Raw genomic sequence first — 14505 nt, forward strand, 5'->3', positions numbered from 1 at the left:
ACCTCGCCACCCGCGACATGCGCCGAAAGGGGTACGCCGAGCGCTCACGGGCGGACGAGTCCGTCGAAGGGAGGACACGATGTCGTCTCTCGTGCCGAGGTCAACGCCCTCTTGATCAGCGACGCTGGGTGGCGACGAAGGGAAGTCGACATGCTGGTCGCCTTGATCATCGGCTGTGAGATCGCGTTCTGGGTGGTGCTCGCCGCCGGACTGGTGGCCCGCTATCCGCTGCGCCGGCCGCGGCTCGGAGCGGCGCTGCTGATCTGCGTACCGCTTGTGGACCTGGTGCTCCTCGTCGCGTCGGTGATCGACCTGCGGCGAGGCGCGACCGCGAGCGTCGGCCACGGCCTCGCCGCCGTCTACCTCGGCTTCTCGGTGGCCTTCGGCCACTCGGTGGTGCGTTGGGCGGACCAGCGCTTCGCCCACCGGTTCGCCGGTGGCCCGCCGCCGGTCCGGCCGCCCCGCCACGGCTGGGCCCGTACCCGCTACGAGTGGCGGGAGTGGGGCAAGGCACTGCTGGGCTGGGCCGTCGCGTGCGGTCTGCTCGCCGCTGCGATCCTCTGGGTGAACGATGCGGAAAGAACCCGTGAACTGGGCGGCTGGATCCGCGGCCTCACCGTCGCGATCGTGGTCTGGCTGGTGGCCTTCCCGGTGTGGGAGACCCTCTTCCCGCGCCGTCCGAAGCACTGACCCCCGGGTACGCGTGCACGAGCCGTCGGCCCCGGCCAGTACGGTGACAGGGCACGGTCGGGGGGAGCACCCGCGTGTGAGTGCGAGCGTGAGGAGACCGGGATGGCGCACGGGGAGGCCGAGCACGGCTGCGCCCAGGGCGAGCCCTGCCGGCCGGGTCACCACGACCACCAGGTGGCAGGCAAACCCCGTCGGCCGGTCGGTGGGTTGCCGGCGCACCCCGCACACCCAGCGGAGCCGACAGGTTGCCGCCCTGCCGAGTGGGCCGACGACGTACCGGTGCCGCGCCAGCGGGCCGGTGAGCAGGCGCTGCCCGCCGAGCCCGACGACGACGCGGGCTGCCGCAGCGGCCTACCCGGCTGGGCGGGGGCCCACCGGCACGGGCCGGTCCGGCCACGTCAGCGGGCCACCCGACGGGAGCGCCCACCGCGCCGCTGGTGCTGACGACGCGGCCGTGCTGACCACTTGGCTGTGCTGACGACGCGGCCGTGCTGACCAGGCGGCCGTGAGGCCGGTCAGCGGGTGCGGCGACGGATGAGCAGGGCGATGCCGGCCAGGCCGACCGTGATGGTCAACATCACCGCGACGTTGAGCAGCAGCAGCCGCTGCAACTCGCCCAAGGCCTCGTCGATGTCCCTGGCGGGGTCGAGGGCCTCCTCCGGGAGCACCCGCTCGCCGCCACCCACGCCGCCGCTGACCGTATCGAACTGCCGCTCCAGCGGCACTCCGGCGGTGCGCAGCGTCTCGGACATACTGAGCCGGCCGAGGAACCAGCCGGCGCTGGTCTTGCGGCCGTCCGGCTGCTTGGCCGGCCGGTAGACGCGCGGCCCGCCCACAGCCTTGGGATAGAGGTCGTACGTCTGCTTCGGGGTGTCCCCGGCGAGCACCACGACCGTGTACTTCGGCCCGAGATTGGCAGCCTTCGGCCCGTTCGGCTGGCCGGTGCGGCCGAGGAAGTTGACCTGGTCGATGACCGCCACCACGTGTGCGTGCTGGGTGTCCGAGCGCAGCCGCAGCGGCTCGGACAGCCCTTCGCCGGTGACGTCCACCCCGGGGGGCGGCGACTTCGGCGCTGCGGTGGCCGGGCCGGTGGTGCCGAGCGTCAGCAGTGCCGCGGCCAGCGTTCCCGCCAGCACGGCGAGTGCCCGCCTCATCTGTCGGACCATCCCGCCTCCTCGCCCCGTTCGATGGATGGCTTCGTCGTGACGTCCGGATCGGTCGGCCGATGATGCCACCGGCCGTGCGGTCGGGCCCACTCTCACAGACTCCGCAGAACGTCGATGAATTGCAGCTTGTGGAACAGTAATTGGAACTATTTGCGATCTCTGCTCGACTAAATGATGAGCCGTTGATCAGCGGGCGGATCGTACCCTTAGGGAGGGGTTCATGGGGGGCAGGGTTACACGTGTTGCGTGGGTCGTGCCAGTGGTGCTCGGCGTGGCGTTCGGTGTGTCGTTGCTGGCCCCGGCACCGGCCGCCGCGCACAACTCGTTGACAGGCAGCGACCCGCGCGACGGGGCCCGAGTGGCGACCGCGCCGGCCCGGATCGAACTGCGGTTCCTGGCCCGACCCGCTCCGGCTACGACGAAGATCACAATAACCGGTCCGGACAATGTGGTCGCTGGGGGGCAGCCCGTCTTTGACGGCAGCAAGGTGCGAGTGCCGTTCACACCGGGTGCCGCCGGGCTCTACATCGTCGGCTACCAGGTGGCCTCCAACGACGGCCATCCGGTGAAGGGCGAGGTGCGGTTCACCCTCACCACCGGCACGGCCGCCCAGCCACCGTCGCCGGTTGCCAGTCCGGATGCCGCGGCGGCCGGTACCACCGTCGCGTCACCGCTGCCGTCGGCATCGCCGACCGCCGTCGCGACCGATGGAACGGCTGCCGCTTCGGGCACGCCCGTGCCTGCCGCACAGGAGAGCAACAACCCGGACGGGCGGAACTGGTGGCTGTGGACGGTCGCTGCGGTTGTGGTGCTGGGGTCTCTCGTGGCGGGACTCCTGTGGCGCCGACGCGCCGCGCGCCGCTGACCACGTGGGCTCGCCCGGCCCGGCCTTGACCAGCCGGGCGACCCCACCTCGCGTCCTTTGCACTGCTTCAACGGACGCAACAAAAATGCCTGCTCGGTGGTGCGTGGAGTGAAGCAGAGCAAGGACGCGCGGGGTTAGGGGGACGGACCCAGGCCGGAGCGGGTGACGCCGACCGGGTGAGGCCCTCGGACCAGAGGCCGTCAGACGAGGCGGAGCCGGGCGGCGCGCATCCGGGTCAGGGTGCGCTCCCGACCGAGCACCTCCAGTGACTCGAACAGCGGCAGGCCCACGGTGCGGCCGGTGACAGCGACCCGGACGGGTGCCTGTGTCTTGCCGAGCTTGAGGCCACGCTCGGCGCCGACGGCCTCCAACGTCGACTTCAACGAGTCGGCGTCCCAGGACTCCAGCGCCTCGAACGCGGCGACGGCGGCGTCCAGCAGGTCGGCGGAGCCGTCCTTCATGGTCTTGGCCCAGGCCGCCTCGTCGATGAGCGGCGAGGCCAGGAAGAGGAAGTCGACGTTCGGCACGATCTCGCTGAGCACAGCGATCCGGGTCTGGGCCAGCGGGGCGACGGCGGCGAACGCGGCGGCGTCGTACTCCTCGGGCTGCCACGGCGGCGGCGCGATCGTCCCCGTGCCGGTCAGCCACGGCTGGCAGGCGTCGATGAACTCGTCCACCGGCAGCGCCCGGATGTACTCGCCGTTGAACGCGCGCAGCTTCTTCTCGTCGAAGAACGCCGGGGAGGGGTTGACCTCGTCCAGCCGGAACTCGTCCTCGATGACGGACCAGGGCACGATCTCCCGGTCGCCCGAGGGCGCCCAGCCGAGCAGCATCAGATAGTTGCGCATGGCGCTGGCGAGGTAGCCCTCCTCGCGGTACGCCTCAAGGGCCACCTTGTCGCGGCGCTTGGACAGCTTCTGCCGCTTCTCGTTGACCACCACCGGCACGTGCGCCCAGACCGGCGGCTTGACGCCGAGAGCCTCCCAGAGCAACTGCTGCTTTGGCGTGTTGGGCAGGTGCTCCTCGGCCCGGATCACGTGGGTGATGCCCATTGTCATGTCGTCGACGACGTTGGCCAGCAGGAAGACCGGAGACCCGTCGCCCCGGGCGATCACGAAGTCCTCGATGAGTTTGTTCTCGAAGGTGGGCTCGCCGCGGATCAGGTCCACCACCACTGTCGCGCCCTCGTCCGGCGTACGGAAGCGCAGCGCCCGACCCTCACCCGGGGCGAGGCCCAGGTCACGGTGGTAGCCGTCGTAGCCCTGGAACTTCGAGCCGGTGCGGGCCTGCACGTCCTCGCGGGTGCAGTCGCAGTAGTAGGCGCGGCCGGACTCGTAGAGCCGGGCGGCGGCGGCGCGGTGCTCGCCGGCGTTCGTCGACTGGAAGTACGGCCCCTCGTAGCTGTCCCGGGAGATGCCGATCCACTCCAGCGCGGTGAGGATGCCCTCGGTCCACTCGGGCTTGTTGCGCGCCGCGTCGGTGTCCTCGATGCGGAGCACGAACACGCCGCCCTGCTGCTTGGCGAAGATCCAGTTCTGCAGGGCCGAGCGGGCACCGCCGACGTGGAACATACCGGTCGGGGAGGGGGCGAAGCGCACACGTACCGTCACGTCCCCCAGCCTACGGCGACGGACAACCGAGTAAGGAAGGGCCCCTTCTTATCGCCTGGTGTTGTACAGGGGGCCCTTCCTAACAGCTCAGGGGACCGAGCGGATCTTGACCACCAGCGCGCTGCCGATCAGGGTGACCACGGCGGTGACCGCGTAGAGCGTGGGGTAGCCGCCCAGGTAGACCACGAGCGGGGCGGAGAGCGCGGGCCCGAGCACCTGTGGCGCCGAGTTGGCGATGTTGATGACGCCGAGGTCCTTGGCCCGGTCGGTGGCCCGGGGCAGCACCTGCGTGATCAGCGCGGCGTCCACCGAGAGGTAGACGCCGTATCCGGCGCCGAGCAGCAGGGCGGCGACGATCGCCATCGGCCAGATCGGCGCGACCGCGAGCAGCAGCGCCGCCACCGCCATGATTAGCCCAGAGGCGATCACGTAGATCTTGCGCCGACCGGAACGGTCCGACAGCCGGCCGGCCACCACAGCGGTCAGCATCATGCCGAGCGTGTAGAGCAGGATCAGCATCAGCAGCCCGCCCTCGGGGTCGGGGTGGCGCACGCCGTCGGTGAGGAAGTACAGCAGGTAGAGGGTGCCCAGCGCGTTGCCGAGCTGGACCAGGAACCGGGTTATCCACGCCCAGGCGAAGTCCGGGTGCTGGCGCGGGCTGACCCACATCGAGGCGAGCAGCGCCCGCATCCGCAGCGCGGGCCGGTGCGTACGCGGCAGTGGCTCGTCGGGTGTGAGCAGCGCGAACGGCAGCGACAGCAGCAGGATGGCCACGGCGATGGCCAGGTAGCCGGCGGCGTTGCCGGTGACCAGGGCGGTGACCAGCACCGCGCCGAGCACCAGCCCGAGCGCCTGCGGGATGCCCACCCAGCCGGACACGCCGCCGCGTTGCGTCACAGGCACCCGGTCCGGGATGGCTGCGGTGAGGCTTGCCAGCATCGCGTTGAAGCAGACCTGCGCGGCGACCCAGCCGAGCGCGACCCCGAGGATGGTCCGCTGCTGGGCCAGCAGCACCAGGGCCGCCGCGCCGAGCACCGCCCCGCCAGCGGTCCAGACGTGCCGGCGGCCGAACTCCCGCCCGGCGATCCGCAGGCAGGTCCGGTCCGACAGCGCCCCCGCGAGGGGGTTGGCGAGTACCGCGGCCAGCGCACCGAGGCCGGTGACCACGGCCAGCATGTTCTCCTTGTTGCCGGGCGCGATCTGCTCGATCTGCTGAGGCAGCAGCACCTGGATGGGGGTGAAGAACGCCATCCACACCCCGAGGTTCGCCGCGAAGATCAACCCGATCCACCCGCGCCGCACCGGCGTGGTCGGCTCGGCGAGCGCCGCCGGCAGCGACGCCGGTGTCGGGTCGACGGTGGTCACCGCGCCGACCCCTCCCGGCTGGCCGCGATCACGTCCCGCAACCAGGTGTACGACGACTTCGGCGTACGCGTCTGGGTGGCGTAGTCGACGTGCACCAGGCCGAAGCGCTTGGTGAACCCCTCGGCCCACTCCCAGTTGTCAAGCAGTGACCAGACGAAGTACCCGCGCACGTCCACCCCGTCGTCGAGGGCGGCCCGGACGGCACTCAGGTGCCCGTCGAGGTACGCGATCCGCTCCGGGTCGACCACGCGCCCGTCCGCGTCGGGTACGTCGTCGTACGCGCAGCCGCTCTCGGTGATCTCGATGGGCGGCAGCGCGTCGCCGTAGGTGTCGCGCAGCCAGCCGAGCAACTCGTGCAGCCCGTTGGGTGCCACCGGCCAGTCGAAGGCGGTACGCGGGTAGCCGTCCAGCGGGACGAGGTCGAACGGCAGGGGCGAGCCCTCCTCCGCAGCCCGTACACCTGTGGGGTTGTAGTAGTTGACCCCCAGTACGTCGATCGGGGCGGCGATGGTGTCGAGGTCGCCCGGGTGGATGAGGTCGAGGTCGAAGCCGGGTAGGTCCGGGTAGCCCCGGCCGAGCAGTGGGTCGGTGAAGAGGCGGTTGTGCAGCGCCTCGTACGCGGCTCCGGCGGCGCGGTCGGCGTCGGTGTCGCCGAGCACCCGCACCGGCGAGTAGTTGTTGGCGATCGCCACCGGGCTGGTGCTCCGGCTGCGCAGCGCGGCGACGGCGAGTCCGTGCCCGAGCAGTTGGTGGTGGGCGACGGGAAAGGCGTCGAAGAGCAGCGTTCGGCCGGGGGCGTGCTCGCCCGTGCCGTAGCCGAGGCTCATGTGGATGAACGGCTCGTTGAGGGTGATCCAGAGTCGGACGCGGTCGCCGAGGCGGGCGGCGGTCTTCTCGGCGTAGTCGGCGAACCGGGCGGCGGTGTCGCGCTGCAGCCAACCGCCGGCGTCCTCAAGGGGTTGGGGCAGGTCCCAGTGGTAGAGGGTGGCGACCGGGTCGATGCCGGCGGCCAGCAGTTCGTCGACCAGCCGGTCGTAGAAGTCCAGGCCGCCGGGGTTGACCGTGCCGGTGCCGGTGGGCTGCACCCGGGGCCAGGCGATCGAGAACCGGTACGCGGAGACGCCCAGCGCGGTCAGCAGCGCGACGTCCTCGGCGTACCGGTGGTAGTGGTCGCAGGTCACCTCGGCGGTGCTGCCGTCGCCGATCCGGCCGGGTGTCTGCGCGAAGGTGTCCCAGATGGACGGTCCGCGACCGTCGGCGGTGGTGGCGCCCTCGATCTGGTGCGCCGAGGTGGAGACACCCCAGCGGAAGCCGGTGGGGAACTGGGGCATCGGTGCTGTCGACATGCGCGCCCTCCCGGTCAACGTGAAACGTGCTCGGGACTTTAGGGCGCTGTCGATGAATGCGCCATAGGCCGGCCTGGCGCAATCCGCAATGGTTGATCGGCGTGTCTTTTTCCGAACCCGTCCAGGTAAGTCCGATTTAACGCATAGAGTGCCGATATCGTGGGATGTCCTCACTGGAGGAAAGACGGAAATGATCCTCGTGGAACGCAGTGCGCACGTGGCGGCGCCGATGGAAGTGGTCTGGGACGTCGTGCAGCGGGCCGAGCAGTTGCCGGCCTGGCTGGCGGGAGTCCGCGCGGCCGAAGTGCTCTCCGGAGAGGGCTTCGGCCGGCGGCAACTGGTCCAGGCGGGGCGCGGTTCGGCGCATGAGGCCGAGGTGATCGCCTATCAGGAGCCGACGTTGATCGGCTGGCGGGAGCGGGCCAAGGGCGCCGGTGCTCGTGCGGAGGCGCGCACCGAAATCTACGTCCAGCTCACCGCGGACGAGGAGGAGGGCGGGACCATCGTGCGGCTCATCGTGGTCCGCTGGCCGGCCGGCCCGGTCAAGGCGGCCCTGCTGCGCCTTGGCCTGCGCCGGGTGGGCGCCGACCTGGAGGAGTCGCTGGCCCGGCTCACCGACCTGGCCGCAGTCGGCTGACCGCTTCACCTCCTGGCGTCACCCGCCCCCGGCGGTGGCCCCGGGTCCCCGCCAGGGACTCCGGACCGCCGTCGCCCCACCTCACCCGCCGTCCGCCCGGTCGATCGGGGAGTACGGGGCGAGGGTGCGGGTGCACCAAAAAGGGCCCGGCGCGGGTGCGCCGGGCCCTTCTCGTCACCGCTGGATCAGCTGTCCCCGCCGGTCTCCCCGACCGGGGCGGCGTTGACGTCGTCGATCGCGTACTTCTTGGCGGCCTCGGCCGGCACCGTGGCCGGCACCGCGCCACTGCGGGCGAGCTGCCGCAGCGTGGCGACCACGATCGACTCCGCGTCGACGTGGAAGTGTCGGCGCAGCGCGTGCCGGGTGTCCGACATGCCGAACCCGTCGGTGCCGAGCGACGTGTAGTCGCCGGGTACCCAGCGGGAGATCAGGTCCGGTACGGCCCGCATCCAGTCGCTCACCGCGACCTTCGGCCCTTCGGCCTCGGCAAGCTTCTGTGCGATGTACGGGACCTTCGCCTCCGCACCCGGGTTGAGCAGGTTGTACTCCTCGACCTGTACCGCGTCGCGACGCAGCTCCGTCCAGGAGGTCACCGACCACACCTCGGCAGCCACCCCCCAGTCCTGGGCGAGCAGCTGCTGGGCCTTGAGCGCCCACTGCATGCCAGTGCCGGAGGCGAGCACGTTGGCCTTCGGGCCGTCCACCTGCGGTGCCGGGGAGTAGCGGTAGATGCCCTTGAGCAGGCCCTCCACGTCCACGTCGGCCGGCTCGGCCGGCTGAAGGGTCGGCTCGTTGTAGACCGTCAGGTAGTAGAAGACGTTCTCCTGCGCGTCCCCGTACATCCGGTGCAGGCCGCTCTCCAGGATGTGCGCGATCTCGTACGCGAATGCCGGGTCGTACGCGACCACCGCCGGGTTGGTGGCGGCCAGCAGCAGCGAGTGCCCGTCCTCGTGCTGGAGACCCTCACCGTTGAGCGTCGTCCGCCCCGCGGTCGCGCCCAGCAGGAAGCCCCGCGCCATCTGGTCGGCCGCGGCCCACAGCCCGTCGGCGGTCCGCTGGAACCCGAACATCGAGTAGAAGATGTACATCGGGATCATCGGCTCGTCGTGGGTGGCGTACGCCGAGCCCGCGGCGGTGAACGAGGCGACCGAACCGGCCTCGTTGATCCCCTCGTGCAGGATCTGCCCGGTCGTCGACTCCTTGTACGACAGGAACAGCTCCCGGTCGACAGAGGTGTAGCGCTGACCGTGCGGCGAGTAGATCTTCGCGGTCGGGAAGATCGAGTCGAGGCCGAAGGTGCGCGCCTCGTCCGGGATGATCGGCACCCAGCGCTTGCCGAACTCCTTGTCCTTCATCACGTCCTTGAGCAGACGGACGAAGGCCTGCGTGGTGGCCACCTTCTGCTTGCCCGAGCCCCGCTTGATGTCGGCGAACCGCTCCGGCCCGGGGATGGCCAGCCGCTTGGTGCTGGTCCGCCGGGACGGCAGGTAACCGCCGAGCTGCTCGCGCCGCTCCTTGAGGTACGCCAGTTCCTCGGACTTCTCACCCGGGTGGTAGTACGGCGGCAGGTAGGGGTTCTCCTCCAGCGCCGAGTCCGGGATGTCCAGGTAGAGCCGGTCGCGGAAGGTCTTCAGATCCTCAAGCGTCAGCTTCTTCATCTGGTGGGTCGCGTTGCGGCCCTCGAAGTGCGAGCCGAGCGTCCAGCCCTTGATCGTCTTCGCCAGGATGACTGTCGGCTGGCCGGTGTGCTCGGTGGCCGCCTTGTAGGCCGCGTAGAGCTTCCGGTAGTCGTGCCCACCCCGCTTGAGGTTCCAGATCTCGTCGTCGCTCAGCGGCTCGACCATCTTGCGGGTCCGCGAGTCGCGGCCGAAGAAGTGCTCCCGCACGTACGCGCCGGACTCCGCCTTGTAGGTCTGGTAGTCACCGTCGGTCGTGGTGTTCATGAGGTTGACAAGCGCGCCGTCGGTGTCGGCGGCGAGCAGCGGGTCCCACTCGCGACCCCAGACGACCTTGATCACGTTCCAGCCGGCACCCCGGAAGAACGACTCCAGCTCCTGCATGACCTTGCCGTTGCCCCGGACCGGGCCGTCCAGCCGCTGCAGGTTGCAGTTGATCACGAAGGTGAGGTTGTCCAGCTCCTCGCGGGCCGCCACACCGATCGCGCCGAGCGTCTCCGGCTCGTCCATCTCGCCGTCGCCGAGGAACGCCCACACGTGCTGCTGGGACGTGTCCTTGATGCCGCGGTGCTGCAGGTACCTGTTGAACCGGGCCTGATAGATCGCGTTCAGACCGCCGAGACCCATCGAAACGGTGGGGAACTCCCAGAAGTCCGGCATGAGCCGCGGGTGCGGGTACGACGGCAGGCCGCCGCCCGGGTGCGACAGCTCCTGGCGGAACCCGTCGAGCTGGTGCTCGCTGAGTCGGCCCTCCAGGAACGCCCGCGCGTACATGCCGGGGGAGGCGTGACCCTGGTAGAAGATCTGGTCGCCGCCGCCGGGGTGGTTCTTGCCCCGGAAGAAGTGGTTGAAGCCCACCTCGTAGAGCGACGCCGAACTGGCGAACGTGGAGATGTGCCCGCCGACGCCGATCTCCGGGCGCTGCGCCCGGTGCACAAGCATCGCGGCGTTCCACCGGACGTACGCCCGGATCCGTCGCTCGACGTGCTCGTCACCCGGGAACCACGGCTCGCGCTCCGGGGTGATGGTGTTGATGTAGTCGGTGGTGGTCAGGGGCGGAACCCCGACCTGGCGCTCCCGAGCCCGCTCCAGCAGGCGCAGCATGACGTAGCGAGCGCGTTTGGCGCCGCGATCGTCGATGACACCATCAAGCGACTCGACCCATTCGCTTGTCTCTTCAGGGTCGATGTCCGGAAGCTGGCTCGGTAGGCCGTCGCTGATCACCGGGCGCTTGCGTTCCGTAGCCACAGGCGGTCCCTCGGTTGTGTGTGGGATAGGTCTCTAGCGCCATCCTGCCCCCTGGTGGCACCCCTCGTCACGTCTAGGTGCCCCGGACGCGATGCTGAACACAGGTACCCATCGGTAACTTAGTGCGACGGTCGCCCGAACCCTTCTCTTGTCCCGCACCACTACCGTGCCGGGCATGGACAGGCGACGGGTGGCGGTGGGTGTCCTTCTCCTGGGGGCCGGCGTCCTCGCGGTGCTTGCCGCCGCGCGGGTGCTGTTGACAGGTGACCTCGCGCCGCTGCCGATAATGATCATCGGCGGCGGCGCCATTGTCTTCGGCGCGGTACGTCTGCGCGCCGGCCTGCGGGCGCCGGCACCACGCCGCTCGGTGCGCCCAGGGCAGGGCGGCCGGCACGCGGACACCAGCATCCCGTGGACGTACTACGGCGGATCAGACAGTGGTGGCTGGTCCGGCGGCGGAGACTCGGGCGGTGGCTGGCCCGGGGGCGGAGACTCCGGGGGTGGCTGGCCCGGCGGCGGAGACTCCGGGGGTGGCTGGTCCGGCGGCTCGTCCGGTGGTGACGGCGGCGGTGGTGGCGGTGGTGGCGGTTCCTGAGCGCGTACTGCGGCAGAATGCGGCCTATGCGCAGTGACGTGATCACCGTCCAGACCGGGTCGCGGCCGACCGTCCGGGACATCACCGCCGAGGCACAGGCGTTCGTCTCCAGCGAAGGCGACGGGCTGCTGCACGTGTTCGTGCCACACGCCACCGCCGGCCTGGCCATCATCGAGACCGGCGCCGGCTCAGACGACGACCTGCTCACCGCGATCGACGCCCTGCTGCCCACCGACGGCCGCTGGCGACACCGGCACGGCTCGCCCGGCCACGGACGCGACCACGTGCTGCCGGCGTTCATCCCGCCGTACGCGACGGTCCCGGTGCTCGACGGCCGACTGACCCTGGGCACCTGGCAGTCGATCTGCCTCGTCGACACCAACGGTGACAACCCCACCCGCCAGGTCCGCTTCTCGTTCCTGCCCGGCTGACGCTCGCGCGGCGCGGATCTTGATCCGGCGCGATCGCCCGCCGCCGGGCAGCGTCGTTCGCCGCCGGTGCGGCACCGCTGCCGGGTGATCGAGGTGATGTCTGACTCCCGACTCGTGGCCGGGCTGGCCGGCCAGGAGCTGTCCATCCCTGCCTGACCTGGCGTGGAAGGTGTCCGACAGTGGCTGCCTACAGCCGTGCGAACCGGAGCCAGTCGACCCGTGCCTGTCGTGTCCCAGTGGGCGACGATGGCCCGCGTCGGTAATGCTGTGCGACGTGACCACCCCGCAAGATCTCGACGACCGCTTCCGGGAGACGCTGGCGGCACTTCCCGCCGCGCAACGCCGGCGTGATGCCGCCGACCCGGTCACCGACGACGCCCCACTGACCGGCGCGCAACTGCTCGACCTGTTCGACGCGCAGGTCACCAGCAGGCAGCTCGACCTTGCCGGTCGTTGGCTACGCAGCTTCGGAGAGGGCTTCTACACGATCGGTTCGGCTGGGCACGAGGGCAACGCCGCGGTCGCCGCCGCGCTACGCCCCACCGACCCGGCGTTGCTGCACTACCGCTCCGGGGCTTTCTACTGCGTGCGCGCCGCCCAGGCCGCCGCCGACGCACCACCGACGTCCACCGTCGAGCCAGGCTCCACCGTAGAGGCGACCTCCGCTGCCGGGCCCGACTCCGCTGCCAGGCCCACCTCCACCGTCGCGCCTGCCCCCAGCACGGATGTGCGGTCCAGTACCGAGCCGCCGTCCGGCGCCGCGCCGTCGACCGCTGGGGAGCCGACGGCAGGCCCGGAATCGGCCGACGCCGCCGAGGGGGAGCCGACCGGGGCCACGCCGCCCGGTGGCTTCGAGGCGTACGCGGAGGCGGCCCGGGACGTACTGCGGGGGATGGTCGCCTCCAGCCAGGAGCCGATCGCCGGCGGGCGGCACAAGGTGTTCGGCCGGGCCGACCTGGCCATCGTGCCGACCACGTCCACCATCGCCTCGCACCTGCCCCGGGCGGTCGGGATGGGGCTGGCCGTGGAGCGACTGCGCCGAATGGACAGTGCGGGTCGGCGTACCGGGGCGGGGGCGCAGGTGGGCGGTGCCGAGAACGCGCCGTGGCCGCCGGACGCCATCGTTGTCTGTTCTTTTGGTGACGCGTCGGTCAACCACGCCAGTGCCACCGCCGCCTTCAACACAGCCGGCTGGTACGACCACGCGGGGCTGCGCATCCCGGTGCTCTTCGTCTGCGAGGACAACGGGCTGGGCATCAGCGTCCGCTCCCCGAAGGGCTGGGTGGAGGCGACGCTGCGGTCCAAGCCGGGCATCCGCTACTTCAGCGCCGACGGCGCAGATCCGGTGGGTACGTACGCGGCGGCGGCCGAGGCGGCAGCCTGGGTACGCCGACACCGGCGACCGGCAGTGCTGCACCTGCACACCGTCCGGCTGATGGGGCACGCAGGGGCGGACGCCGAATCGGCGTACCGAAGCCCGGCCGAGCTCGCCGACGACGTGGCCCGGGATCCGGTGGCCGCCACCGCCCGGCTGCTCGTCGAGGCGGGCGTGGCGACGGGCGATGAGCTGTTGGCCCGGTACGACGAGACCGGCTGGCAGATCCGCCGGCTCGCCGAGGACGTGTTGGGTGAGCCGAAGCTGGCCTCCGCAGCCGAGGTGGTGTCGGCGCTGGCGCCGCGCCGCCCGGTGCGGGTGGCACGGGCGGTGGCCGACGCGGCCGCGCGGGCCAGCGGGCCCGGCGCGGGTGCCCGCGCGGAGGCGTTCGGGGGCAAGCCGCCGGAGCTGGCCGGGCCGCTGACCCTGGCGCAGAGCATCAACGCGGCGCTCGCCGACGGGATGCTCGACCACCCGCAGATGGCCGTCTTCGGTGAGGACGTGGCCGCCAAGGGTGGCGTGTACGGGGTGACGAAGGGTCTGCGCGACCGCTTCGGAGCGGCACGGGTCTTCGACACCCTGCTCGACGAGACGTCAGTGCTCGGGCTCGGGCTGGGCGCCGGGCTGGCCGGGATGCTGCCGGTGCCGGAGATCCAGTACCTGGCGTACCTGCACAACGCCGAGGACCAGCTGCGCGGCGAGGCCGCCACCATGCAGTTCTTCTCGCAGGGGGCGTTCCGCAACCCGATGGTGGTCCGGGTGGCGGGGCTGGCGTACCAGGAGGGGTTCGGCGGGCACTTCCACAACGACAACTCGGTGTCCGTACTCCGGGATGTGCCCGGTCTGGTGATCGCGGTGCCGGCGCGGCCGGACGATGCCGCGCCCATGCTGCGGACCTGCCTGGCAAGTGCGGCCGTGGACGGCAGCGTCTGCGTCTTCCTGGAGCCGATCGCGCTCTACCACACCCGCGACCTGTACGCCGATGGCGACGGGGAGTGGCTGGCCGGCTATCCCGAGCCGGGCTCGTGGGTGACGGGGCACGTGCCGATCGGCCGGGCGCGGGTCTACCAGGTCGGTTCGGCCGACGACCTCACGATCATCACCTTCGGAAACGGGGTACGGATGTCGCTGCGAGCGGCGGCCGCCCTCGCCGAGGAGGGGGTGGGTACGAGGGTCGTTGACCTGCGGTGGCTTGCTCCGCTGCCGGTGGCCGACATCATCAGGGAGTCCTCGGCGACCGGCCGCGTGCTCGTGGTGGACGAGACACGCCGATCCGGTGGGGTCGGCGAAGGTGTGATCGCCGCGCTTGTCGACGCCGGATATGTCGGCGCGGCGCGTCGAGTAGCCGGAGTTGACTCGTTTGTACCATTAGGTCCGGCAGCACGCCAGGTTCTGGTCTCCGCGGAAGCCATTACCGAGGGTGCCCGTACGCTGCTGGCACGGTAAATTCCGATCCACCCGGTGTGCCACTTGCGCGGGGACGCACAACTGTGTGGACTTT

At 70.9% G+C, this 14505-nt stretch carries 12 protein-coding genes; 7 read left to right on the forward strand and 5 right to left on the reverse strand.

Annotated features, from left to right (window positions below):
• Positions 1-150 precede the first annotated feature (150 nt).
• On the forward strand, positions 151-690 hold the full coding sequence (locus tag ADK66_RS07455) for a hypothetical protein (protein WP_053653169.1): 540 nt from the start codon (positions 151-153) through the stop codon (positions 688-690).
• 102 nt (positions 691-792) lie between these two features.
• Positions 793-1134 (forward strand): hypothetical protein, encoded by a 342-nt coding sequence (locus ADK66_RS30625; RefSeq protein ID WP_082377293.1) that lies wholly within the window; start codon positions 793-795, stop codon positions 1132-1134.
• A 71-nt stretch (positions 1135-1205) separates the two neighbouring features.
• Here ADK66_RS30625 and ADK66_RS07460 read toward each other — a convergent pair whose 3' ends face one another.
• A complete protein-coding gene (locus ADK66_RS07460) occupies positions 1206-1856 on the reverse strand; it encodes a hypothetical protein (RefSeq protein ID WP_053653170.1) in 651 nt (216 codons plus the stop codon).
• Positions 1857-2127: 271 nt separating this feature from the next.
• Between ADK66_RS07460 and ADK66_RS07465 the strand changes: the two genes are divergently transcribed.
• Complete coding sequence (locus ADK66_RS07465) at positions 2128-2721, forward strand: copper resistance CopC family protein (protein ID WP_231639953.1); 594 nt, start codon at positions 2128-2130, stop codon at positions 2719-2721.
• Positions 2722-2921: 200 nt separating this feature from the next.
• On the opposite strand, the gene gltX is transcribed toward ADK66_RS07465, so the two are convergent.
• From gltX to ADK66_RS07480, 3 genes are all read right to left on the reverse strand, one after another.
• Positions 2922-4331: a glutamate--tRNA ligase gene (gltX, locus tag ADK66_RS07470; protein WP_082377294.1), complete on the reverse strand. Its 1410-nt coding sequence runs from the start codon at positions 4329-4331 to the stop codon at positions 2922-2924.
• A gap of 87 nt (positions 4332-4418) precedes the next feature.
• Positions 4419-5696, reverse strand: coding sequence for an MFS transporter (locus tag ADK66_RS07475; protein ID WP_053653173.1), 1278 nt, complete (start codon positions 5694-5696; stop codon positions 4419-4421).
• Positions 5693-7042 (reverse strand): GH1 family beta-glucosidase, encoded by a 1350-nt coding sequence (locus ADK66_RS07480; protein ID WP_053653174.1) that lies wholly within the window; start codon positions 7040-7042, stop codon positions 5693-5695. Before ADK66_RS07480 ends, ADK66_RS07475 begins: the two co-directional genes overlap by 4 nt.
• A 190-nt stretch (positions 7043-7232) precedes the next feature.
• On the opposite strand from ADK66_RS07480, the gene ADK66_RS07485 reads away from it, so the two are divergent.
• A complete protein-coding gene (locus tag ADK66_RS07485) occupies positions 7233-7679 on the forward strand; it encodes an SRPBCC family protein (protein WP_053653175.1) in 447 nt (148 codons plus the stop codon).
• A gap of 185 nt (positions 7680-7864) precedes the next feature.
• On the opposite strand, the gene aceE is transcribed toward ADK66_RS07485, so the two are convergent.
• Positions 7865-10603, reverse strand: a complete 2739-nt coding sequence (gene aceE / locus ADK66_RS07490) for a pyruvate dehydrogenase (acetyl-transferring), homodimeric type (protein WP_053653176.1) — start codon at positions 10601-10603, stop codon at positions 7865-7867.
• Positions 10604-10778: 175 nt separating this feature from the next.
• Here aceE and ADK66_RS31810 point away from each other — a divergent pair, with 175 nt between their 5' ends.
• From ADK66_RS31810 to ADK66_RS07505, 3 genes are all read left to right on the forward strand, one after another.
• Positions 10779-11198 carry a hypothetical protein gene (locus ADK66_RS31810; RefSeq protein WP_197281447.1) on the forward strand — a complete coding sequence of 140 codons (420 nt, stop codon included), beginning with the start codon at positions 10779-10781 and terminating at the stop codon, positions 11196-11198.
• A 26-nt stretch (positions 11199-11224) separates the two neighbouring features.
• A complete protein-coding gene (locus tag ADK66_RS07500; protein WP_197281448.1) occupies positions 11225-11629 on the forward strand; it encodes a secondary thiamine-phosphate synthase enzyme YjbQ in 405 nt (134 codons plus the stop codon).
• Positions 11630-11891: 262 nt separating this feature from the next.
• Positions 11892-14450, forward strand: coding sequence for a thiamine pyrophosphate-dependent enzyme (locus tag ADK66_RS07505; protein WP_053653179.1), 2559 nt, complete (start codon positions 11892-11894; stop codon positions 14448-14450).
• Positions 14451-14505: the final 55 nt, after the last annotated feature.

It is taken from the genome of Micromonospora sp. NRRL B-16802 (genome assembly GCF_001279555.1).
GTDB lineage: Bacteria > Actinomycetota > Actinomycetes > Mycobacteriales > Micromonosporaceae > Micromonospora > Micromonospora profundi.

Coding starts and splice junctions, on each gene's coding strand:
- ADK66_RS07455 (WP_053653169.1), top strand. CDS start 151: ATGCTGGTCGCCTTGATCATCGGCTGTGAGATCGCGTTCTGGGTGGTG.
- ADK66_RS30625 (WP_082377293.1), top strand. CDS start 793: ATGGCGCACGGGGAGGCCGAGCACGGCTGCGCCCAGGGCGAGCCCTGC.
- ADK66_RS07460 (WP_053653170.1), bottom strand. CDS start 1,856: ATGGTCCGACAGATGAGGCGGGCACTCGCCGTGCTGGCGGGAACGCTG.
- ADK66_RS07480 (WP_053653174.1), bottom strand. CDS start 7,042: ATGTCGACAGCACCGATGCCCCAGTTCCCCACCGGCTTCCGCTGGGGT.
- ADK66_RS07485 (WP_053653175.1), top strand. CDS start 7,233: ATGATCCTCGTGGAACGCAGTGCGCACGTGGCGGCGCCGATGGAAGTG.
- ADK66_RS31810 (WP_197281447.1), top strand. CDS start 10,779: ATGGACAGGCGACGGGTGGCGGTGGGTGTCCTTCTCCTGGGGGCCGGC.
- ADK66_RS07500 (WP_197281448.1), top strand. CDS start 11,225: ATGCGCAGTGACGTGATCACCGTCCAGACCGGGTCGCGGCCGACCGTC.
- ADK66_RS07505 (WP_053653179.1), top strand. CDS start 11,892: ATGCTGTGCGACGTGACCACCCCGCAAGATCTCGACGACCGCTTCCGG.